This window comes from Pseudoalteromonas sp. APC 3250, from assembly GCF_030407915.1.
In the GTDB taxonomy this organism is placed as follows: domain Bacteria; phylum Pseudomonadota; class Gammaproteobacteria; order Enterobacterales; family Alteromonadaceae; genus Pseudoalteromonas; species Pseudoalteromonas tetraodonis.
Genome location: NZ_JASDCM010000019.1, coordinates 1 through 22,333, shown reverse-complemented (window position 1 = coordinate 22,333; position 22,333 = coordinate 1). Strand labels below are relative to the sequence as shown.

The 22,333-nt window shown below is 41.1% G+C and carries 17 protein-coding genes; 5 read left to right on the top strand and 12 right to left on the bottom strand.

Going from position 1 to position 22,333, the window contains the following annotated elements; translation table 11 throughout:
• Nucleotides 1-85: 85 nt before the first annotated feature.
• Entirely contained in the window at nt 86-1,057 is a 972-nt protein-coding gene (ispB, locus tag QL986_RS16100; RefSeq protein ID WP_138686861.1) for an octaprenyl diphosphate synthase, read from the top strand.
• Nucleotides 1,058-1,152: 95 nt separating this feature from the next.
• Here ispB and mdh read toward each other — a convergent pair whose 3' ends face one another.
• Nucleotides 1,153-2,085, bottom strand: coding sequence for a malate dehydrogenase (mdh, locus tag QL986_RS16095; protein ID WP_013465922.1), 933 nt, complete (start codon nt 2,083-2,085; stop codon nt 1,153-1,155).
• 215 nt (nt 2,086-2,300) lie between these two features.
• On the opposite strand from mdh, the gene argR reads away from it, so the two are divergent.
• Nucleotides 2,301-2,768, top strand: coding sequence for a transcriptional regulator ArgR (gene argR / locus QL986_RS16090; protein WP_008114955.1), 468 nt, complete (start codon nt 2,301-2,303; stop codon nt 2,766-2,768).
• A 57-nt stretch (nt 2,769-2,825) separates the two neighbouring features.
• Here argR and QL986_RS16085 read toward each other — a convergent pair whose 3' ends face one another.
• The 11 genes from QL986_RS16085 to ampD all read right to left on the bottom strand — a co-directional run bounded on the left by QL986_RS16085 (nt 2,826) and on the right by ampD (nt 18,754).
• Nucleotides 2,826-3,725 (bottom strand): Dyp-type peroxidase, encoded by a 900-nt coding sequence (locus QL986_RS16085; protein ID WP_013465923.1) that lies wholly within the window; start codon nt 3,723-3,725, stop codon nt 2,826-2,828.
• A gap of 39 nt (nt 3,726-3,764) precedes the next feature.
• Nucleotides 3,765-4,817 (bottom strand): ABC transporter ATP-binding protein, encoded by a 1,053-nt coding sequence (locus tag QL986_RS16080; protein ID WP_033103971.1) that lies wholly within the window; start codon nt 4,815-4,817, stop codon nt 3,765-3,767.
• Nucleotides 4,818-6,449, bottom strand: coding sequence for an iron ABC transporter permease (locus QL986_RS16075; RefSeq protein ID WP_290187392.1), 1,632 nt, complete (start codon nt 6,447-6,449; stop codon nt 4,818-4,820).
• Entirely contained in the window at nt 6,449-7,453 is a 1,005-nt protein-coding gene (locus tag QL986_RS16070) for a Fe(3+) ABC transporter substrate-binding protein (RefSeq protein WP_013465926.1), read from the bottom strand. The genes QL986_RS16075 and QL986_RS16070 overlap by 1 nt, the downstream gene beginning before the upstream one ends.
• Before the next feature lie 884 nt (nt 7,454-8,337).
• Nucleotides 8,338-9,024 (bottom strand): DTW domain-containing protein, encoded by a 687-nt coding sequence (locus tag QL986_RS16065; protein ID WP_033103968.1) that lies wholly within the window; start codon nt 9,022-9,024, stop codon nt 8,338-8,340.
• Nucleotides 9,025-9,316: 292 nt separating this feature from the next.
• Nucleotides 9,317-10,744 carry a dihydrolipoyl dehydrogenase gene (gene lpdA / locus QL986_RS16060; protein WP_290187404.1) on the bottom strand — a complete coding sequence of 476 codons (1,428 nt, stop codon included), beginning with the start codon at nt 10,742-10,744 and terminating at the stop codon, nt 9,317-9,319.
• 163 nt (nt 10,745-10,907) lie between these two features.
• Nucleotides 10,908-12,833 (bottom strand): pyruvate dehydrogenase complex dihydrolipoyllysine-residue acetyltransferase, encoded by a 1,926-nt coding sequence (gene aceF / locus QL986_RS16055; protein WP_090493727.1) that lies wholly within the window; start codon nt 12,831-12,833, stop codon nt 10,908-10,910.
• Between the two features lie 10 nt (nt 12,834-12,843).
• Nucleotides 12,844-15,510, bottom strand: coding sequence for a pyruvate dehydrogenase (acetyl-transferring), homodimeric type (aceE, locus tag QL986_RS16050; RefSeq protein ID WP_013465930.1), 2,667 nt, complete (start codon nt 15,508-15,510; stop codon nt 12,844-12,846).
• Nucleotides 15,511-15,594: 84 nt separating this feature from the next.
• Nucleotides 15,595-16,344, bottom strand: coding sequence for a pyruvate dehydrogenase complex transcriptional repressor PdhR (gene pdhR, locus QL986_RS16045; RefSeq protein ID WP_008114937.1), 750 nt, complete (start codon nt 16,342-16,344; stop codon nt 15,595-15,597).
• A 724-nt stretch (nt 16,345-17,068) separates the two neighbouring features.
• Complete coding sequence (gene ampE, locus QL986_RS16040; protein ID WP_290191707.1) at nt 17,069-17,920, bottom strand: beta-lactamase regulator AmpE; 852 nt, start codon at nt 17,918-17,920, stop codon at nt 17,069-17,071.
• 288 nt (nt 17,921-18,208) lie between these two features.
• Nucleotides 18,209-18,754, bottom strand: a complete 546-nt coding sequence (gene ampD, locus QL986_RS16035; protein ID WP_290191706.1) for a 1,6-anhydro-N-acetylmuramyl-L-alanine amidase AmpD — start codon at nt 18,752-18,754, stop codon at nt 18,209-18,211.
• A 191-nt stretch (nt 18,755-18,945) separates the two neighbouring features.
• On the opposite strand from ampD, the gene nadC reads away from it, so the two are divergent.
• The 3 genes from nadC to QL986_RS16020 all read left to right on the top strand — a co-directional run bounded on the left by nadC (nt 18,946) and on the right by QL986_RS16020 (nt 22,073).
• Nucleotides 18,946-19,791: a carboxylating nicotinate-nucleotide diphosphorylase gene (gene nadC / locus QL986_RS16030; protein WP_290191705.1), complete on the top strand. Its 846-nt coding sequence runs from the start codon at nt 18,946-18,948 to the stop codon at nt 19,789-19,791.
• Between the two features lie 512 nt (nt 19,792-20,303).
• Nucleotides 20,304-20,732: a pilin gene (locus QL986_RS16025; protein ID WP_290191704.1), complete on the top strand. Its 429-nt coding sequence runs from the start codon at nt 20,304-20,306 to the stop codon at nt 20,730-20,732.
• A gap of 111 nt (nt 20,733-20,843) precedes the next feature.
• Nucleotides 20,844-22,073: a type II secretion system F family protein gene (locus QL986_RS16020; RefSeq protein ID WP_290191703.1), complete on the top strand. Its 1,230-nt coding sequence runs from the start codon at nt 20,844-20,846 to the stop codon at nt 22,071-22,073.
• The last annotated feature ends 260 nt before the right edge of the window (nt 22,074-22,333 follow it).

The following is a 22,333-nucleotide window of genomic DNA, read 5'->3' as shown; positions in this document are numbered from 1 at the left end:
AAGGAATCATCACAAAATATCGAGCTAATGCATTTTTTGTTGTACAATCTGCGCCGTTCACACATTAAAATTGGCTCGGAGATCAATGGATATAAAAGCTATCCAGGCGTTAATCGAAAGCGATATGAATGACGTCAATCAACTAATACATGCGCAAATGCGCTCAGATGTGGCGTTAGTTAATCAACTTGGTTTGTATATTGTTAACAGCGGTGGCAAACGTGTTCGCCCTATGTTGGCTATTTTGGCGGCTAAAGCGCTAGGTTATCAAGGCAAAGATCACATTACGCTAGCAACTATCATTGAATTTATTCATACCGCAACGCTTTTACATGATGATGTTGTAGATGAATCTAATTTGCGCCGTGGCACACCTACAGCAAATGCTGAGTTTGGTAATGCTGCTAGCGTACTGGTGGGTGATTTTATTTACACCCGCTCGTTTCAGCTAATGGTGGGTCTTGGTAAAATGCAAATAATGCAAGTACTGGCTGATGCAACCAACATTATTGCTGAAGGTGAAGTGCTGCAATTAATGAACTGCAACGACCCTGATACCACTGAAGCCAGTTATATGCAGGTTATTTATTCTAAAACCGCCAAGCTATTTGAAGCAGCGACGGGTCTTGCGGCCATTATTACTGAGCAAGACGATACTGTACTAGAGGCACTTAATTTGTATGGCATGCATTTAGGTACTGCTTTTCAGTTAGTGGATGATGTTTTAGATTACAACGCTGATGCCGACCAACTTGGTAAAAACATTGGCGACGATTTAGCTGAAGGTAAGCCGACGTTACCTCTTATATATGCAATGCAACACGGTAGTGAGCATCAAACACAGTTAATAAGAGACGCTATTGAGCACTGTAATGGTATGGAGCACCTTGACGAGATACTGGCTGCACTTAAACATACCAATGCCCTTGAGTTCACAATGGAAAAAGCCGAGCAAGAAGCTAATAAAGCAATTGCCTGTTTAGATTGCTTAGCTGAGTCGAGTTATAAGCAAGCACTAATTAGTTTAGCTAGAATAGCGGTTGACCGCGACCACTAAGGGTTGACCGCGACCACTAAGTAATACTGTGTAGATAATTCCGAGCAATAAAAAAGCCTGCAAATGCAGGCTTTTTTATGGGTTAATTTTGGCTATTACGCCATAAAATCAACACCTTCTTTGATATCTTTTTTCAGCGTTTCAAGCATGTCATTTTTAGCTTGCTCTTCAAATGCGCTTAAAGTGCCGTAAGAAAGAATTTCTTCTACGCCATTTTTGCCTAAACGTACTGGGTGTGCAAAGTACTCTGCATCGCCATTTTCAACAGCAACGTATGCATAATCTACAACGTCTTCACCTTGTAAGCCTTTAACTAAAGACATACAAAAACGTGCTGCAGCAGCACCCATAGATAATGTTGCAGAACCACCGCCCGCTTTAGCATTAACTACTTCAGTACCTGCGTTTTGGATACGAGGAGTTAGTGTAGCTACTTCTTCATCAGTGAAAGTAACACCTTCAACTTGAGAAAGTAACGGTAGAATGGTTGTGCCTGAGTGGCCACCAATCACTGGTACTTTAACACTTGCTACGTCTACGCCTTTAAGTTCAGCAATAAACGCTTCAGAACGGATAACATCAAGTGTTGTAATACCAAATACACGCTTAGCATCGTAAGTACCTGCTTTTTTGAATACTTCAGCAACAATCGGTACAGTTCCATTAACAGGATTAGTGATAATACCTACAAGCGCTTTAGGGCAGTTAGCAACAATACCTTCTGCTAATGTTTTAATGATACCGGCGTTAACATTAAATAAATCTGCACGATCCATACCTGGCTTACGTGGCATACCCGCTGGGATTAAAACAATATCACAACCTGTTAATGCTTTATCTAGTGCATCTGCACCAAAACCTTCAACTTTTACATCTGTTGGGATATGAGAAAGGTCAACAGCAACACCAGGAACTACTGGCGCAACATCATATAGTGATAATTCTGAACCAGCTGGTAAGCCTGTTTTTAATAATAAAGACAACGCTTGACCGATACCACCTGCAGCACCTAATACAGCAACTTTCATTGGAATTCTCCGTGATTTGAGGAAGGAAATATTTGTGGTTTATAAGATAAAGAAATTAGCGACTAAAAACAAATTTATCCTGCCTATTTTAGCTATATTTTCGACCATAGTTGTAAACTTTGCTGTTTAAACGCAGCAAAACCTAAACAACTGCTGCATAAATATGCATTTTTGTGTAGAATTTGCAGTATCGACAACATAACTAATTAGACACTATGCAACCACAAGACAAACAAGAAGCATTGGTAAAAGCCTTTAAAGCACTTTTAAAAGAAGAGAATTTTGGCTCACAAGGCGAAATAGTTGACGCATTAAAAGAACAAGGCTTTGATAATATTAGCCAAAGTAAAGTGTCGCGGATGTTAAGTAAGTTTGGCGCGGTACGCACCCGCAATGCAAAACAAGAAATGGTGTACTGTTTACCTGCCGAAATGGGTGTACCAACCGCTAAAAGCCCGTTACGCCAGTTAGTTATTGACATTATGCATAACGAAATGATGATTATTATTCGCACCAGCCCAGGCGCTGCGCAGCTAATTGCCCGTTTACTTGACTCATTAGGTAAAGCAGATGGCGTATTAGGAACAATTGCCGGCGATGACACTATTTTTATTGCGCCAGCGAAAGTATCAGAAATAGACCTCACACTAGAGCGTGTGCGTATTTTGTTTGATACGGTTTAAACTCGTTCGGTTATCACTGTTACGGCTATACTAATACGTAGCCGTTACTGGCTTGTTTTATAGCTGCTTTAGAAATCGCACTGAGGGTGCAAAAAACGCAGAGCCCATATCTGCTTGAGTAAAATCAAGCCAATGGTCGTAATACTCCCCCTGCCCTAATCGGCTATTGAGTACTTTCTCGAACGCATCCCCTTTAGCCGAGCACGTAATCATTAACATCCCCTGCTCATACACGTCGCCATAAGGCATACTTTGATTTAGTAATAATGCTTGCCCCTGTTCATCTTTTAATTCACTTCGGGTTGCATGGCTGCTTTCAAGTGCGGGGCTTATTAGGGTATTGTCGAGACGAGTACGCCCCATTATTTGTTCTTGTTCTTGCAACGACAAGTGCTGCCATAACGTTAAGTCATGCTTATAGCGCTGAACATGAATATAGCTGCCTTGATCTTCAAAGCTATCAGGCTTATTAACGAGGGCCGTAACCCGTTTTTGACGACCATGCGGTGTATCACCGGCATAAATAAAACCATTAAAATCACGGCCATCTAGAAAACGAAAATTACGAATTTGCTCCACCAGCTCAACATCAGGGTTGAAAAGTTTTAATATTTGCAATGCAAACAGGTGGTTCACATCTTCTCTGTCTGAGCGGATTTGCACAAATAAATCGCAAGGCCTTGCACTCATCACAAAATCGCTATGGGTAATATTAGGAAAGCTTTGCAGCTCGCTTGGCATATAATCGGGCAGAATGTGTGGCCAATATTGCGCGCCAATGGCGACCATACAAGAAAGCATAGATTCAGAGAATTGATCACTAAACTCATCTTCAATATCGCTCACTTTTTTAAGCTTAGCGCGAAGTGATTCGTCGTGACCATCAAGTACATTAAAAAATAAGTGCAAACCGTGTAAGTTTGCTTCAGCACAAATCCCTGATTGCGCTTGCGCCATTGTTATTCCTTACTTTTTAGAGCAAAACACAGCGATTAATTACGATTCAAAAAAATTCACCGTGTGCGGTTTTATTTTTATTATAACCTGTTCATTAATTTCAAATGACTGGCCATACTGGGCTGCAACTTCTATTTCTTGCTCAGCAATAACCACAGTGTATACATAAGCAGAGCCAATAAAGCGACTACTTAATATACTAACCCGCTCAGGTTGCTGTTGAGTATCGTTATTACTAACAAGTTCAAGTTGATGCGGACGCACATAAATAACGCCCTTATCGGCCACGCCATGCTGCTGTGGCTGTATTGATTCAACCACCCCAAACTGCGTTTGATATTCAGTGGCGGTTAATACGGTTGCGCTTAAGTATATGCCCTGACCCAGAAACTCTGCAACCTCCTTTGAACGTGGTTTAGCAAAAAGCTGTTCTGGCGTACCTTGCTGCGCAATTTTGCCTTGGTGCATAACCGCAAGTGTATCTGAAAAAGCAAACGCCTCTTCTTTTGAGTGAGTAACAAACACAGCCGATACTTGCTGCGCCTTAATAATGCGCCTAATGTCGGCAATTAACTCAAATCGTACTTGGGTATCAATATTAGAAAATGGCTCGTCAAGTAACAGTAAGCTAGGTTTATATGCTAATGCGCGTGCAATCGCTACTCGCTGCTGTTGCCCACCAGAGAGTTGATGAGGGAATCTATCGGCGCAGCCTACCAAGTGTACCAGCTTTAGCATTTCACTTACGCGTGCGTGTTTATCTGCTTTGCTCATGCCACTTAGCCCAAACGCAATATTATTAGCCACCGTTAAATGCGGAAATAACGCATAGTCTTGAAACATCATGCCAATATTACGGTGCTCAGGTGAAACAAACGTATTAGCATCACTGACTAGCTTACCATCAATAAATACCTGCCCTTGTTTGGCTTCAATTAATCCTGCAATGGCTTTTAGTGTGGTGGTTTTACCGCAGCCACTGGCTCCGAGCAAACACACTATTTCGTCTTTACCTAAGGTTAAATCTAAATTATCTATCACCTTAGTCCCGTTATATGCATAGCTCACGCCTTGTAAAATCAAACTACTCATTTAGCTACGTTGCTCCATTGAACGGTTAATAAAATATAACGGAATAAACCCCACCACCACAATAAACAAAGCCGATATAGAGGCCAGCTCTAATTGTTCATCGCTTACATACTGAAACACATGAGTTGCTAAGCTTTCAAAATCAAAAGGCCTTAACAACAAAGCTGCGGGTAGCTCTTTCATACACTCGATAAAGACCAATAAACCGGCGGTTAATAAGCCTCGGCGTAATAAAGGTAAGTGCACTAAGCGTAATGTGCGCCCTTGGCTTTTTCCCATTGACTGGCTTGCCATATCAAGGGAGGGACTAATGCGTGAAAAGCTCGACTCAATAGCTCCGTGTGCAACGGCGTAAAACCGCACTATATAAGCAAAAATAATAGTGAGTAAGCTGCCAGTAAGTAATAAACCAATATCTAAATCATAAGGAACTAAAGTGCGGTTGATAGTATTTTCTAATAGGGTGAGTGGCAACAATACCGCTATCGCTAATACTGTGCCGGGTAACGCATAGCCCGTACTGGCCAAACGCCCGGGTATTAATGGATTTGTTTGTTTAGCAATGCGCTGATAAAACACCACTAAAACACTCAGTATAATAGTCACCACACTGACTACAGCCGCCACTTTTAAACTTTGCCATGCATAGCTAAAAAACTCACTATTCCACGCTTGATCAAAATACATAACTGCATATTTGAGCAATACAACCATCGGAATAATAAACGAAATAATTAAAATAAAGCTACAAAACCCCGTTGCTAGCCACGCAGACTTGCCTTTGAGGATATAAAGCGCCTCGCTGTTCACGCTCGATTGACGCTCAAATACCGCTTGGTTACGACGGCTAAAACGCTCGGTGATCAATGCTAAGAACAGCAATAACAACATCACCCCTGAAATTTTTGCTGCTGCAGTTAATGAATAATAGCCAAACCAGGTATCGTATACGGCAGTGGTTAATGTACTGACAGCAAAATAGCTTACGGTGGCAAAATCAGCCATGGTTTCCATGCTGATCAAAGCAAGTGCCGCTACAATGGCACCGCGGGATAATACAAGGCTGACTTTAAAAAAGCTTTTCCATGCATTTAGCCCCATTAACTGACTGGCTTGGACTAACTTAAAAGATTGTTCTCGCAGTGCAGTTTTAAAAATTAAATATAAATACGGGTAGAGTACCAGCGCAATCATAACAATAGCCCCTGGTAAGGTGCGTATATCAAAAAACCAGTAATCACTTGGCGACTGCCAACCAAACCACTCTCTTAGAGTTATTTGTACCGGCCCCGCATAATCGAGTAAATCAGTGTACACATAAGCAATAATATAAGTAGGCATGGCAAGAGGCAGCATCAATGCCCATTCAAATTGTTTTTTACCAGGAAAACGGCAATAAGCGGTTAACCAACCCAGCGGCAATGCAATGGCGCAACTAAGCAGCCCTACACCTAAAACCAGTAATACGGTATTGCTTATATAGTCCCACAGTACGGTATTCCACAGGTGGGTAAATACCTCTGAGTCGCCTTGTAAAGATTCTAATAGTAGGAAAAACAACGGGGTCGACAGCAATAACCCCGTCGACCACGCAATAAGCTGCCATTTTGACAGCTGAAATTTATAAGTCATTAAAGATCGAACTTCACCTCATCAATTAGCTTAAGGGCTAACGGACGATATTTGCTAATTTCATCAAGCGGTAAGCTGTCTTCCTTAAAGCTTCCCCATGATGCAACCAAACTAGAAAGTTTCACACCTGGCTTAACCGGATACTCCATATTGAGCGAGGCATACATATTTTGCGCCTTATTGTCTGTCATATACTCTATGAGTTTCAAGGCATTTTCAGGGTTTTTAGCATACTTAGTAATAACCGCACCCGATACATTTATATGTGATCCTCGGTCAGTTTGATTTGGAAAGTTAATATGAACGGCTTCAGCCCATGGTTTTTGTGCTTCGTCTTGCAGCATTTTGCCCAAGTAATAACTATTACCTAAGGCTAAATTACATAAACCTTCTTTAACCGCTTTAACTTGCGCTCGATCGTTACCTTGAGGTTTACGCGCTAAATTAGCTTTTACACCCTCAAGCCATGTTTTCGTCTGTGCTTCACCATGATGAGCAATCATAGAAGCCACAAGGCCTAAGTTATATGGGTGTTTGCCAGAGCGAGTACAAATTTGTCCTTTGTATTGCGGCTCAGCAAGCGCTTCGTAGGTAAGGTTAGGCAATGCGCCTAAACGCTCTTTTGAAGAGTAAACATTACGCACGCGCTTAGTGAGCGCCACCCACTGACCATCGCCATCACGAAATGCCGCCGGGACATTATTATTAACCAGCTCGCTTTCTATGGTTTGCGTAAGATTTAGCTCTTCTAATTGAATTAAAGCACTAAAGTTTGAGGTTAAAACTAAATCGGCTTTGCTGTGTTTACCTTCACGCTTAACACGTTCTATTAAGCCTTTTTTAGCAAACACCACATTGGTTTTAATGCCCGTTTGCTGTGTAAAATCGTCTAAAATAGGTTTAATTAAAAAAGGTTGTCGAAATGAGTAAATATTCACAACATCGGTTGCAACAGCCGGTGCTGAGGCAATTAACCCAACAACAAGCGCGAGTGTTTTTTTCATATTGTCTTACCTAACTAATAATTATTATCATTAATTTTACCGCGATGAACTAAAAAGTGCACACTTTATATAATCACTTCGTGATAAATACGCCCAAAAAAGAAAACCCTTGTAAGACATCTCTTACGCTTATGACAGCTAATGAGTAAAAACACTCTGTTCAACACCCCAAAAACATAGCAAGTTATTGTATTTTATATAATTTAAAAATATTTCATTTGTAAGAACCTAAACCATAAGCGGTTTTATCCTACATTTACTGCAAATCACTCTCTATAATTAACCCATAAATAAGCAACGACGCTTACCGAGTAAATGGAAACGGACTAACTACTCGAATACCAAGGTTTGGTTTTTAGGATAACAGGGATTTAAGGACAGGCTCAGGATGAGTATCGCAATGGAATGTTGCATAAGGGATAGCATCAGGATGATGCGTAATGGATAACAACACGGAAAAGTTGTTGCTAAAGGATAGGGAATAAAACGGACAGGCCTTAGGGCAACACAACGGAATGGTAGCAAAAGGAATGCACTCGGATGTGCAATAAGGATTGGTAATAGATTTTACCTTACAGGATGTTTTAGGGATTTATGGAGACAGGCCCGGATAGCCTATATTACATAGAACTAGAAAGTAATATTGTAATAACACGGATCGTAAAAATTGGAGTTGATTAGGTTCAATTGCAGGATGCAACAAAGTTAGAAGATTCCGCAAGCGCGACTAGAGATGGTTCGCGCTTTTCTTTTGCCTGAAAATCAGCGGTCAGCGGTCAGCGGTCAGCGGTCAGCGGTCAGCGGTCAGCGGTCAGCCAAGATTATATACATTCAAACTATGAACAAACATTAAATCCAGCCTTTTCGTATCAACATCTTGCAGTTTATTCCGGCCTGCCTTTGTTGCGCTTACCGAGCAAATAGGCGTCGCGAAATTTGATAAAATGCTGTTCTAATTTAGTACTCGCATCAACTTCACCAGCCAATGCCAATACCATAATAGCCACTTCTGCCGTACCTAACTGGTGAGCATGGGGTGCTACACGTAATCGGTAATCTGAGAGCTTTTGTGCGGTAATAGAAAGCACGGGCAAATTATCTAGATAAGGACTTTTGCGGATCATTTTTTTAGCTTCACGCCATGTACCATCTAAGAATATAAATAAAGGCGTTTTACCTGCAACAGGCTCTACTTGCGTTACTACTCTATCTGTTTCAACATCTTCTGCAGGAAAAATCACAAAAGGCTGATATTTATCATTATTCAATAATGCTAATAAAGCAGGATCTGGGGAGGTTCTATCCCAGCGAAACGCATAATTGTCAGGGACTATTTCAGCAATTAAACGCCCTGTATTAGACGGTTTAAAACTTTCATTATGATACATCAGTAAACAAACCGCAGCGTCGCAACTTGCGTACTCAGCGCCCTCACAAATACAGTAATGCTTTGCAATTAAGCATTGCTCACAGCGGTCCATCTTACCGCCCCGGGCATTAAACTCGCGTCGAGATTCACTTATTTGCTGGGCACGTAACGCTAAAACTGAATTTTTGAAACCTTGAGTCACTGTGGTTTATTACCTATAAATTGATGGCTGCGCATTGTAGCTAAAATAAAAAGGAATAGATATCAGCTATCAGCTATCAGCTATCAGCTATCAGCTATCAGCTATCAGCTATCAGCTATCAGCTATCAGCTATCAGCTATCAGCTATCAGCTATCAGCTATCAGCTATCAGCTCAAAATAAAAAACGATACCAACAAAAGCTAGTTTTGTTTTATCTATTTTTGAATTGGCGGCTATAAAAACAAAAACCCAGCAAAAGCTGGGTTTTTAAAAACTAAATTAAAAAGTTAAATTACTTCTTCTTTTTAACTGCTTTTTTGTTTGGTAAATCAGTGATTGAACCTTCAAAAATTTCAGCTGCAAGGCCGATTGATTCGTTCAATGTTGGGTGAGCATGAATTGTTAGCGCTAGGTCTTCACCATCTGCACCCATTTCAATACCTAGACCGATTTCGCCCAGCATTTCGCCTGCGTTAATACCAATCATAGCACCACCGATAATACGGCCGCTCTCTTTATCAAAAATAAGCTTAGTAGAACCTTCAGTACGTGAAGAGGCAATTGCACGACCCGATGCAGCCCAAGGAAATACTGCTGTTTCAATGCTTAAACCTTGCTCTTTGGCTTCTTTTTCAGTTACACCCACCCATGCAATTTCAGGGTCAGTGTAAGCAATTGAAGGAATACACTTAGGATCAAAGTAATGTTTTTGACCAGAGATAACTTCAGCAGCAACATGACCTTCATGAACTGCTTTATGCGCAAGCATAGGCTGACCCACTAAGTCACCAATTGCAAAAATATGTTCTACGTTAGTACGTAATTGCTTATCAACGTTAATAAAACCACGCTCATCAACATTCACACCCGCTTTATCAGCGTCTAACATGTTACCATTTGGTGTACGACCTACAGCAACAAGTACTTTGTCGTAACGAACTGGCTCTGCTGGTGCATTTTTGCCTTCAAAAGTAACATATAAACCGTCGTCTTTTGCTTCAACGCCAGTTACTTTAGTTGAAAGCATCACGTTAAACTTGTCTTTAACATGCTTTTGGTAAATTTTAATGATGTCTTTATCAGCAGCAGGTACAAGTTGGTCAGCAAATTCTACAACGTCAATTGCAGAACCTAGTGCACGATAAACCGTACCCATTTCTAGACCGATAATACCACCACCTAAAACAAGTAGTTTTTCAGGAACATCTTTAAGCTCTAGCGCACCCGTTGAATCAATAACGCGATCATCTTCTGGGATGAAAGGTAAGTTTACAGGTTTAGAACCCGCAGCAATAATTGCGTTATCAAAGGTAATGGTTGTTTTACCGTCAGCGCCTTCAACGTCTAAAGTGTTGCTACCAGTAAATTTACCGTAACCAGATACAACTTTTACTTTACGCATTTTAGCCATACCGTCTAAGCCACCTGTAAGCTGGCCAACAACAGACTCTTTCCAAGAACGAACTTCATCTAAGTCAATTTTTGGTGCGCCAAAAGTAACGCCGTGAGATGACATTTCTGCAGCATCATCAATCACTTTAGCTACGTGTAAAAGTGCTTTAGAAGGAATACAACCAACATTAAGACATACACCGCCTAATGTCTCGCGAGATTCTACTAATGTAACTTCTAAGCCCAAGTCAGCAGCGCGAAAAGCCGCAGAGTAACCACCAGGACCACCGCCTAGTACAACAACTTGAGTTTTTAATTCGTTGCTCATGCTATTACCTTTATTGTTTGAACGGGACACAGCCCCAAAATTTAACTGCCATGTTTCTGCAAGGCAGAAAAGGGCATTTGTGCAAATATTGTATCATTGCAAATGATAAAAATCCCAGCTAAAAACAACTGGCTGGGATTTGATTTTACTCACTCTGTAGTGATCACATCACTAACTGGCGTATATCACTCATGTAACTTGCAAGAGTAACAGTAAAGCGTGCAGCAAGTGCACCGTCAATCACTCTATGGTCGTAAGACATTGAAAGTGGAACCATTAGCTTAGGCTCAAACTCTTTACCATTCCACTTAGGCTTCATTTCAGATTTAGACACACCTAAAATAGCCACCTCTGGTGCATTCACAATCGGCGTAAATGCCGTACCGCCAATACCACCTAGGCTTGAAATAGTAAAACAACCACCTTGCATATCTGATGAACTTAACTTGCCATCACGCGCTTTAACAGATACTTCCATTAGTTCACGAGAGAGTTCAATAATGCCTTTTTTATCAACATCTTTAAATACTGGCACAACCAAGCCATTAGGCGTATCAACCGCTACACCAATGTTGATGTACTTTTTAAGGATTAAGCTTTCGCCATCCTCAGAAAGTGATGAGTTAAATGTTGGGAACTCAGCTAATGCTTTAGCTGCTGCTTTCATTACAAACACGAGTGGCGTAATTTTAACACCTAGCTTTTTCTTCTCGTTAAGCGCGTTTTGCTCTTTACGGAACTGCTCAAGGCTCGTGATATCCGCTTCATCAAACTGGGTAACATGTGGGATTTGCACCCAGTTACGGTGTAAGTTTTTACCTGATAGCTTTTGAATACGAGAGAGTTTTTTCTCTTCAATTTCACCAAACTTAGCAAAATCAACTTTTGGCCACGGAATTAATCCAAGCTCACCGCCACCGGCATTGCCTTTAGCTGCAGGTACTTGACCAGATTCAACTTGCTTAACCAGTTGCTTAACATAGTTTTGCACGTCTTCTTTAACAACACGGTTTTTACGACCTGTGCCTTTTACGTTCGCAAGGTTAATACCAAACTCACGTGCTAAACGACGAACAACTGGCGATGCATGAGCATAAGCGCTGTTGTTTTCAAAGCTTTCGGCACTTGCTTTTTCAGGCGCAGCAGTTGGTTTTGACTCTGCTTGAGCCGCTGGCTTAGATTCAGCCTTTGGCTCGTCTTGTTTTGCAGGCGCGTCACTTGGTGCACTACCCGCCACTTCAAATACAAAAATCAGGGAACCCGTTTTAACTTTATCGCCAGTCGCTACTTTAATTTCTTTTACAGTACCAGCAAACGGCGCCGGTACTTCCATAGCAGCTTTATCGCCCTCAACGTTTAAGATAGATTGCTCTTCTTCTACGCTATCGCCAACCGCAACCATGACTTCGGTTACTTCAACTTCGTCATCACCAATATCCGGTACGCTAACTTCTTTTGTGCTTGATTCTGACGCTTTAGATGAAGCAGCTTTTTCAGCAGGCTTCTCTTGCGTTTTTGAATCACTTGCAGGTGCAGTTTCGTTACCACCACCAGCGACTTCAAAAACAAACACTAATGAGCCCGTTTTCACTTTGTCACCAGTATTTACTTTAATTTCTTTTACAGTGCCAGCAAAGGGTGCAGGTACTTCCATGGCGGCTTTATCGCCTTCAACGTTTAAGATAGATTGCTCTTCTTCTACGCTATCGCCAACCGCAACCATCACTTCAGTCACTTCAACTTCATCATCGCCAATATCTGGCACAGTCACTTCTTTGGTTGACGAGCCCGATGACGCAGCCGGTGCTGCTTCCTCGGTTTTTTCAGCTTCTTTAGAGTCAGCAGCAGGGTTTTGCGCTTCACCTTCAAAGATGAACACTAAACTGCCTGTGGTTACTGTATCGCCCACATTTACTTTAATTTCTTTTACCGTACCCGCTTGTTCAGCAGGTACTTCCATCGCAGCTTTATCGCCTTCAACACTTAATAGTGATTGGTCAACTTCAACTTTATCGCCAACGCTCACTAGTATTTCGGTTACTTCTACTTCATCGCCACCGATATCAGGTACTTTAATTTCAATACTCATTGCAAACCTCTTATGCGTACAGTGGATTAAGTTTGTTAGTGTCGATGTTGAACTTTTTAATTGCTTCAACAACCACTGACTTTTCAACTTCACCACGTTTAGCAAGTTCAGATAATGTCGCAACTACCACGTAGCTTGCGTTAACTTCAAAGTGACGACGTAGGTTTTCACGGCTGTCTGAACGACCGTAACCATCTGTACCCAATACTTTGTAGTTACTGCTTGGGATAAATGAACGTGCTTGCTCTGCGTAGTTTTTCATGTAATCCGTTGCAGCAACAGTGACTGAATCGTTTAATACGCTTGTAATGTAAGCTGTTTTTTGCTCGCTTTCTGGATTAAGCATGTTGAAACGCTCAACATCTTGTCCATCACGCGTAAGTTCATTAAATGAAGTTACAGAGTAAACATCAGATGCAATACCATAATCTTCGCTTAAAATTGCCGCCGCTTTACGCACTTCAGTCATGATAGTACCTGAGCTTAATAGCTGTACGTTGGCTTTTTTACCTTCGTAGCTTTCTAGCTTATAGATACCTTTACGAATACCTTCCTCAGCGCCTTCTGGCATTGCTGGCTGATGGTAGTTCTCGTTCATTAACGTTAGGTAGTAGTAAATGTTTTCTTGATCTTCACCGTACATACGACGAATACCGTCTTGCACAATAACCGCTACTTCAAATGCATAAGTAGGATCGTAAGAAATACAGTTAGGTACCGTGTTTGCAAGAATGTGGCTGTGGCCATCTTCGTGCTGTAAGCCTTCGCCATTTAGCGTTGTACGACCCGCCGTAGCACCTAATAAGAAGCCACGTGCTTGTTGATCCCCTGCCATCCACGCCATGTCACCAACACGTTGGAAACCAAACATAGAGTAGTAAATGTAGAATGGAATCATCGGTAAGTCGTTGGTGCTGTAAGATGTTGCAGCAGCAACCCATGACGACATTGCACCTAGCTCATTAATACCTTCTTGTAGTACTTGTCCTGACGTTGCTTCTTTGTAGTAAGAAACGATGTCACGGTCTTGAGGCGTGTAGTTTTGGCCGTGTGGGTTGTAAATACCGATTTGACGGAATAAACCTTCCATACCAAAGGTACGTGCTTCATCGGCAATAATAGGCACGATGTTTTTACCAATGCCTTTATCTTTTAATAAAATATTAAGAGCACGAACAAAGCCCATAGTCGTTGAAATATCACGCTTTTGTTCTTCAAGTAATGGCTTGAATGCGTCAACTTCTGGCAACTGTAACTTTTCAGAGAACTTAGCAATACGTGTTGGTGTGTAACCTTGTAATGCATCACGACGAGCATGTAAATACTTGTACTCAGGTGAATCTTTTTCAAGCTCTAAGTAAGGTAGCTCTTTTAATTGCTCTTCTGATACTAAATCATCTAAGCCCAAGCGTGAGCGTAAGTGAGCCACATGCGACATATCCATTTTCTTAACTTGGTGCGCAATGTTTTTACCTTCAGCTGCTTCACCCATGCCGTAACCTTTTACAGTTTTAGCTAGGATCACTGTTGGACGACCTTTCGTCTCTTCTGCCTTTTTAAATGCGGCATAAAGTTTTGAAGATTCGTGACCACCACGCTTAAGCGCAAAAATTTCGTCATCCGTCATATCAGCAACTAATGCTGCAGTTTCAGGGTAACGACCAAAGAAGTGCTCACGTACGTACGCACCATCTTTTGCTTTATATGTTTGGTAATCGCCATCAACAGTTTCGTTCATTAGTTGCAGTAATTTACCTGTGGTGTCTTTAGCAAGGAGAATATCCCAACCGCTGCCCCAAACAAGTTTAATAACATTCCAGCCAGCGCCTTTAAATAGCCCTTCTAGCTCTTGAATGATTTTACCGTTACCCATTACAGGGCCATCTAAGCGCTGTAGGTTACAGTTAACTAAGTAACATAAGTTGTCTAGCTTTTCACGTGCAGCGAAAGAGATAGCACCACGTGATTCTGGCTCATCCATTTCACCGTCACCTAAAAACGCGTATACACGTTGGTTTTTAGTGTCTTTTAAGCCACGGCCATCTAAGTATTTTAAGAAACGTGCTTGGTAAATTGAAGAAATTGGACCTAAGCCCATAGATACCGTTGGGAACTGCCAAAACTCCGGCATTAATTTAGGGTGAGGGTAAGAAGGTAAGCCTTTACCATCTACTTCCTGACGGAAATTATCAAGCTGTTCGGCACTTAAACGCCCTTCAACAAATGCACGCGCATAAATACCCGGAGAAATATGACCTTGGTAATAAACTAAATCGCCACCATCAACATCATTTGGCGCTTTGAAGAAATGGTTAAAACATACTTCATAAAATGCAGCAGACGATTGGTAAGACGCCATATGGCCGCCTAAGTCGAGATCTTTTTTCGATGCACGCAATACAATCATAATCGCGTTCCAACGAATAATTGAACGAATACGGCGCTCAAGATTTACATCACCTGGGTAAGCAGGTTCTTGATCAACCGGGATCGTATTAACGTAGTTTGTGTTAATGCCAGTTGGCATATCAACACCGTCTAAGCGGGCTTGCTCTAACACTTGCTCAAGTAAAAACTGAGCTCGTTCAACACCTTCTTCGCGCACAACTGATTCAAGAGCTTGTAACCACTCTTGTGTTTCTAGCGCGTCTACGTCAATTTTATTGACTTCAGACATATGGAGGTTTCCTTATGTTTAAAATACTAATTTTATGTATTGAATACTTCACTGTTGAATCAAGTTAACAGTGAATGTACTTGCTTAATTTTGTTTGGTGCGTCTCAAACTACGTTCAATTCGCGAGTGCTCTTTACCCGCTTCAAGCAATGCTTCTTCAATATAGGCTAAATGCGCATTACTCGCTAAGCGAGCTTGTTCAGGATTACCGTCAATCACTGCATCCATTAATAAGCGTCTATGCTCGGCTAATTGGCTGCTTATATCTGACTTTTTAAGTAACACCGTTAAATTTTGTAAAACATTCTGCTCAAGTAAGCTTTGCATCCCTCTTACTAAATGCAGTAACACTACGTTATGAGACGCCTCAGCAATGCAAAAATGAAAGTCATTAATCGCTTTGGCTTTTTGCTTTAATTCATCTTTAGCTAATGCAATCTGATCAAAGCTCTGTTTTACTTTTGCAAAATCGTTACTTGTTCCGCGAAGTGCTGCGTAATAAGCCGCAATTCCCTCTAGCGCATGACGAAATTCTAATAAATCAAATTGCGATTCGGGGTGTTTACTGATCAAATCAAACAACGGATCAGTCAGCCCCTCCTCCAATTGATTTTTTACATACGTTCCACCACCTTGACGACGGGTTACAAGCCCTTTTGCCTCAAGCTTTTGAATGGCTTCACGCAACGACGGACGCGACACTTCAAATTGCTTGGCGAGTTCACGCTCCGGTGGTAACTTTTCTCCTGGTGCTAACGACCCCTCAAGAATCATGTTCTCAAGTTGTTGTAAAATAACATCAGATAATTTTGCCGCTTTAATTTTTAAAGACATCAATCAACGTCCGCGTTGTATAAGTGCTAGCAGCCCATTAAATAAGGCTTTTAACCGAATGACCTGACCAAAAGGTAAATTGGTCATACCAAATTTTGCCATACGTTATCAAAAACCGTAATTACTGTCAATTTACAGCAGTTTTAAAGCCCTAAGGCCAGCGTAACGTAATTTAAACAAAGTTCAAATAATACACAGAATGCAGAGGATAAAGAAAGGTTAATAAGATGAAAAACAAATGGTCAGACCAGCTAATTTGAATTTTCGGGTTCGGGGTTCGGGGTTCGGGGTTCGGGGTTCGGCAATAAGATAAAACGTAGAGTAATTTGCAAACATGTTTTTACATTGTAGGCGGGAGTTTACCTCGCGCATGTTTAGGTTAAAGGTTTTAAGCCCGCAACTCGAAGCCCGTCACAAAAAAGCGTAAAGCGCGCGGCATAAAGCCCCGCCTACGATTAACCCAACACTATGCTTAGCTTAATCTCTGCCTAGAACCTAAAACTCTAGGCACCAAATATATTTATTTTTTGAACCGCAGAGGGCACAGAGACGCTACGCGTTCCAAAGAGGGAAAAACCATTCATTGTCACTTACTCTGTGTACTCTGCATTCTCTGTGGTAAATAAATTACTTAAAAACTATTACACAAAGAGAAGACAATGAGAGTAAATGAGAAGCAAAAGTAAACCCTAGTGCCTAGAATCTAAAGCCTAATCCCTGCTCTTTAACTTAAACCACCAAATAAAGTCATCAAGGCAATTAACACTAAGTAAAAAAGTACATTTCGCTTAACCAGTTTGATCATACAGGTGGCTTCAAAGGTGCAACCATAGTAGCGCTCTTCAACTTGTTCAGCCGCTAGCGCCGTATAAGTAACCACCTTGCGATTAGGACTTGAAAAGTCAAACACGTAATGTAACCAACAGCTAGTCCCTTTATTAAAGTTACCAATCACTAAATAGCCAAAACTGGTAATACGCGCAGGGAGCCAATCAAGCCAAAATAGTAAACGGTGGAGGAGTTTAAAATGCTTAGCAATGACTTCATCACGGTTATCACTCACTAAGTCGGCAAAGGTACGCACTAATGCATAAAAAACAGCACCAGCAACGCCCAATACCACAAACCAAAATATAACCGCACAATAAAATCGAAAGTTAACCCAGGCCAGCGTTTGCCCTAAGGTTTCGCCGCCTTGTTGCTCTTGGGTGCGTTTTTGCCCTAATTGCAAAGCGTATAAGGTAGCTGCAGTTTGATCACCTCGAGTTAATGCATTGAGGTACGACTTATACAAAGCACGCTGTTTAGCACAACCAAAGCACACCAATAACACTGCCACATTAAAAACAAGTTGCCAAAGTACAAAGTCAGATAAAAAATACACACACCCAACAGCAATCACAGGCAGGAATAGCCAAATTAAAAACCCCGTAGCTGTGCCAAATAAACCTTTATTGGTCAATAAATTAACAGAGCGAGTTAAGTAGCCATTAGCGTAATAACTCATTTGCCAATGCGCAGAGCGAGCACCTAAACGCTCAAGTATCAGTGCAATTATTATTGAAACCAAAATCATGTTGTTACTCGCTTAATTTAGGGTCTGTTGACCTTTGCGGATTATAATTTGTTCAAACTAGGGGCGATTTAATCGCGGCGCGAGGTTTGTAACCTAGTGGGCTAAGTCAAAACCGAGCAACTAAAGAGTAAATCGTCCCTAGGCAGAACCCGAAGGGCAGCGCCTGTTTGGCATTGATGCTACGTTATCGCCTATTTATGGGGAATAACCACACCACATAGGCGCTGCCTTGCCTAAATACCAAACAGACTGCTGCAAATTCAACCTTGAAAGGTCAACAGACCCTAGTTATTTAATTAGGTTAAAAAATTTACGCCAGTTAAAACTCTCTCCAGGGTCGGTTTTTCGCCCAGGGGCAATATCGCAGTGCCCTACTATATTACTGGCTGTTATTTTTGGGTAACGCTGCATAATAGCCTGCGCCAATGCAGCTAAACTTTGATATTGCGCATCGGTATAGTTAATTGTATCTGTGCCTTCAAGCTCTATACCTATACTAAAATCATTACAATTTTGTTGCCCAGCAAAGCAGGAGCGCCCCGCATGCCATGCACGTTTTTCAAAAGGCACATACTGTATAACTTCGCCGCAGCGCTTAATAAAACAATGCGCTGACACCTTAAGCCCCTCTAGGTCACTAAAGCTAGAATGTGCATTACAATCAATACACCCCATAAATAAATCATCAACGTACGGAGTGTTAAACTGCCCTGCGGGCAATGAAATATTATGAATAACCAACAGCGAAATATCGCACTGAGCAGGTCGCTCGTCAAAGTGGCTACACGCCCGCTGGCTAATATTATTTATAACGCCTAAAGAATCTATTTTCATAACTAACCAAAATTGATGTATATCAAGATGCTAATAGATTTAACCCTATAAAGATAGCGTAATACTAAACGATAAAATATGATCAACGTGTAAATTAAGCGCTGGCTTATTAGTTTAGTTGTTAGCTGCTTCTATTTAGTAATTAAACAGAGTAAAATTTAGTTAATTTATTATCTATTATGAGCTTTTTCATGTCTATTTCGCATACCCTAATTAGTCAACTTGTTACCTTAGCACTTGATGAAGATCTAAATTACCAAAGCGCCGAACAAGGCGATATTACCGCACAGCTTATTCCTCAAGCAGAGCAAGCCAATGCGAAAGTGATCACCCGTGAAGACTGCATCTTTTGTGGTAAAGACCTAATCATTGAAGTGTTCAAGCAAGTCGATCCAAGCGTGGTTGTAAATATATGCGTGAACGACGGCGACTTTGTCAGTGCCAATAGCACTTTATTTACCGCATCAGGTTCTGCTCGCGCTATTTTAACAGCCGAGCGCACCGCACTTAACTTTGTACAAACGCTTTCTGGTACGGCCACAACTACAGCGCACTATGTAAAAGAGTTAAGTGGCACTAGCACGCAACTACTCGATACCCGTAAAACTATTCCAGGACTTAGAGCGCTGCAAAAGTATGCAGTTAAATGTGGCGGCGGTGCAAACCACCGAATTGGTTTGTTTGATGCGTTTTTAATTAAAGAAAACCACATAGCAGCCTGTGGAGGAATTAATAACGCGGTTACTCAAGCTAAGCTAAATCATGCCGATAAACCTATAGAGGTTGAAGTTGAATCGTTTGATGAGCTAGAGCAAGCCATTAACGCAGGCGCCGACATTATTATGTTAGATAATTTTAATCCAGAGCAAATACGCCAAGCAGTTAGCATTACAAATAAGCGCGCAAAACTTGAAGTGTCGGGCAATATGACCCTAGAAACACTAAAAGCCTACTCACAAGCTGGGGTCGACTTTATCTCAAGTGGTGCGCTTACAAAAAATTTACAATCAATCGATTTATCGATGCGATTTGAGTAAATAATGTAAAAACTATTTATAGTTTCTTGCGCTAATTGATTGACAGCTTTTAAAAAAGGGCATTAAATAATCCAAAAGGACTATTTGTAACAAGTTATTAAATTAATGCGTTTTTTATAAAGTTTTTACATACAAAAGCGCAATAAACAGTGTTAGACTCATTCATATTGACTAGTTTTAAATATTTAATTAGTTAAAAAGAGTGGAAAAGCATTTATAAGGGACAGAGTAAAAATAAGCGATAGGGTTTATTTTTATAATTAGCTTGTAACTTACGCGGGTTATAACTAACTTTTAATAGTTAGGTTTATGCTCAAGTAAGGGACAAATTAACGAATAACCGCCATAAAGCGCGTGTCTTCGCGGAAAAATTTTTACCGCTTAAACACAGCACTAAATTTGGCAAAATGATTTTATTTTTGTAGTAACAGGTTAAGTAAACAACATAAGTTACAGTTTATAAACTTATACCCGTTTGGCTTACCACAACATTATCCTTTAGGAGAGGAAACATGCAAACAATGACACAACAAAACCAAAAGGGTTTCACCCTAATTGAATTAATGATTGTAGTAGCAATCATCGGTATTTTAGCAGCGGTAGCATTACCTGCTTATTCGGATTACCAAGCGTCATCAAAGTTAACGGCTGGTCTATCTGAAATAACAGGTGCAAAAACAGAGTTTGAAATACTCAGTAACAATGGAGAATCTATTACTGACGTTGATAGCTTAAAGAGCATAAAACAAACTACAACACAAAATTGTGCGATAACTGCAACTGCAACAACTATTGTATGTACAATTAGAAATGCTCCTACGCAAATAAGTTCAGCTGTAATTACTTGGACAAGAGCTTCCACAGGTGAATGGACATGTGCTACATCAGGTTTAACAGGCGATGCTACAGATCTTGCACCGAAGAGCTGCCCTCACGCTTAAAGAGTGATCTTGAAGTTATGCTAAGCGCTCTTATATGAGCGCTTTTTTATAGTAATAATTTGGTTTTTTAGTTTCATAGTAAATTTTGCTCACGCTTAGGTAACATAATCTATGGCAATAAAACAAGAAGATAAAGGGCTTGATACCTTTCAGTGGGTTGGTGTTAGCGCTCGAGGGAAAAAGCTTGAAGGCGAGCTTTCTGGCTCTAGTATTTCGCTTGTTAAAGCCCAATTGCGTAAACAAGGCATTACCCCCTCTAAAGTTAAACGCAAAGCTAAACCGTTATTTGGTTTGCAAAGCGTACAAAAAATCACCCCAAAAGATATTGCACTCGTCACACGACAAATCGCCACTATGCTCATGGCGGGTGTACCACTGATCCAATCAATTGAGATGATAGGCTCAGGTTCTACCAATAAAAGTGTCAGCAAACTCATGGGTGCTATAGGCGATGAAGTCAAAGCAGGGCAACCACTGTCAATGGCACTTAGAAAGTATCCTCGTTACTTTGATGATTTATATTGCGACTTAGTGGCTTCAGGTGAGCAATCGGGCGCTTTAGATAAAATATTTGATCGTGTAGCACTTTATAAAGAAAAATCAGAAGCACTAAAATCAAAAATTAAAAAAGCTATGTTTTATCCAATATCAGTATTAGTAATTGCTGGAATTGTAACTTCCATCTTATTGATTTTTGTAGTGCCGCAATTCCAAGAGATTTTTGCCGGCTTTGGTGCAGAGCTCCCCGCCTTTACTTTATTCGTCATCGCCATTTCTGAATTTATGCAAACCTATTGGTGGATGATACTGATTGCTGTAATGGCATTTGGCTACATATATAAAGAAGCTGCACTCAGAAGTTTAGCGCTCAGAGATGCTACCGACCGAGCAATTCTAAAGCTCCCAGTTATTGGCATGATACTCAATAAAGCAGCGGTAGCACGCTATGCGCGTACTTTATCGACCACCTTTGCTGCCGGTGTACCGCTAGTCGATGCGCTTGATTCTGCAGCAGGTGCCTCAGGCAATGCAGTTTACCGTTATGCTATTTTAGAAATAAAAGCCGAGGTGAGTTCAGGTAATCAAATGAACTGGGCGATGCGCAACTCAAAAATATTCCCTGATATGGTGGTACAAATGGTAGCCATTGGAGAAGAGTCAGGATCGCTTGATGGTATGCTGGCAAAAGTTGCCACTATTTACGAACAAGAAGTGGATGACGCGGTAGATGGCCTATCTAGCTTACTTGAGCCGTTAATAATGGCAGTGCTCGGTGTATTAGTCGGTGGCTTAATTGTCGCCATGTACTTACCTATATTCCAACTAGGTTCAGTTATTTAGCTTCGAGCTTCGAGCTTCGAGTTTCTAGGCCCGTTACCCGAAGCCCGTTGCCCGCAACTAAAGTGCGCGGCATAAAGCCTCGCCTACAGAACAATTAAAGCGCAGTGGTTCCACGCAACTCGTCGCTCGAACCTGATACGACTCTATAAAAGTGGACACTTATTTAAGGAATAAGTGTTATGAAAATCAAAACTAGGCGTAGTCATTCAATTGAATTTAAAACAAAAGCAGTTGAACAATCGTTAGACTCTCCAGATACT

What these genes read in the sequence shown, in the direction of transcription:
- aceF (WP_090493727.1), bottom strand. Translation starts at nt 12,833, where the DNA reads ATGAGTATTGAAATTAAAGTACCTGATATCGGTGGCGATGAAGTAGAA.
- mdh (WP_013465922.1), bottom strand. Translation starts at nt 2,085, where the DNA reads ATGAAAGTTGCTGTATTAGGTGCTGCAGGTGGTATCGGTCAAGCGTTG.
- aceE (WP_013465930.1), bottom strand. Translation starts at nt 15,510, where the DNA reads ATGTCTGAAGTCAATAAAATTGACGTAGACGCGCTAGAAACACAAGAG.
- nadC (WP_290191705.1), top strand. Translation starts at nt 18,946, where the DNA reads ATGTCTATTTCGCATACCCTAATTAGTCAACTTGTTACCTTAGCACTT.
- QL986_RS16025 (WP_290191704.1), top strand. Translation starts at nt 20,304, where the DNA reads ATGCAAACAATGACACAACAAAACCAAAAGGGTTTCACCCTAATTGAA.
- QL986_RS16085 (WP_013465923.1), bottom strand. Translation starts at nt 3,725, where the DNA reads ATGGCGCAAGCGCAATCAGGGATTTGTGCTGAAGCAAACTTACACGGT.
- QL986_RS16070 (WP_013465926.1), bottom strand. Translation starts at nt 7,453, where the DNA reads ATGAAAAAAACACTCGCGCTTGTTGTTGGGTTAATTGCCTCAGCACCG.
- ampE (WP_290191707.1), bottom strand. Translation starts at nt 17,920, where the DNA reads ATGATTTTGGTTTCAATAATAATTGCACTGATACTTGAGCGTTTAGGT.
- pdhR (WP_008114937.1), bottom strand. Translation starts at nt 16,344, where the DNA reads ATGTCTTTAAAAATTAAAGCGGCAAAATTATCTGATGTTATTTTACAA.
- QL986_RS16020 (WP_290191703.1), top strand. Translation starts at nt 20,844, where the DNA reads ATGGCAATAAAACAAGAAGATAAAGGGCTTGATACCTTTCAGTGGGTT.
- argR (WP_008114955.1), top strand. Translation starts at nt 2,301, where the DNA reads ATGCAACCACAAGACAAACAAGAAGCATTGGTAAAAGCCTTTAAAGCA.
- QL986_RS16080 (WP_033103971.1), bottom strand. Translation starts at nt 4,817, where the DNA reads ATGAGTAGTTTGATTTTACAAGGCGTGAGCTATGCATATAACGGGACT.
- ispB (WP_138686861.1), top strand. Translation starts at nt 86, where the DNA reads ATGGATATAAAAGCTATCCAGGCGTTAATCGAAAGCGATATGAATGAC.
- lpdA (WP_290187404.1), bottom strand. Translation starts at nt 10,744, where the DNA reads ATGAGCAACGAATTAAAAACTCAAGTTGTTGTACTAGGCGGTGGTCCT.
- QL986_RS16075 (WP_290187392.1), bottom strand. Translation starts at nt 6,449, where the DNA reads ATGACTTATAAATTTCAGCTGTCAAAATGGCAGCTTATTGCGTGGTCG.
- ampD (WP_290191706.1), bottom strand. Translation starts at nt 18,754, where the DNA reads ATGAAAATAGATTCTTTAGGCGTTATAAATAATATTAGCCAGCGGGCG.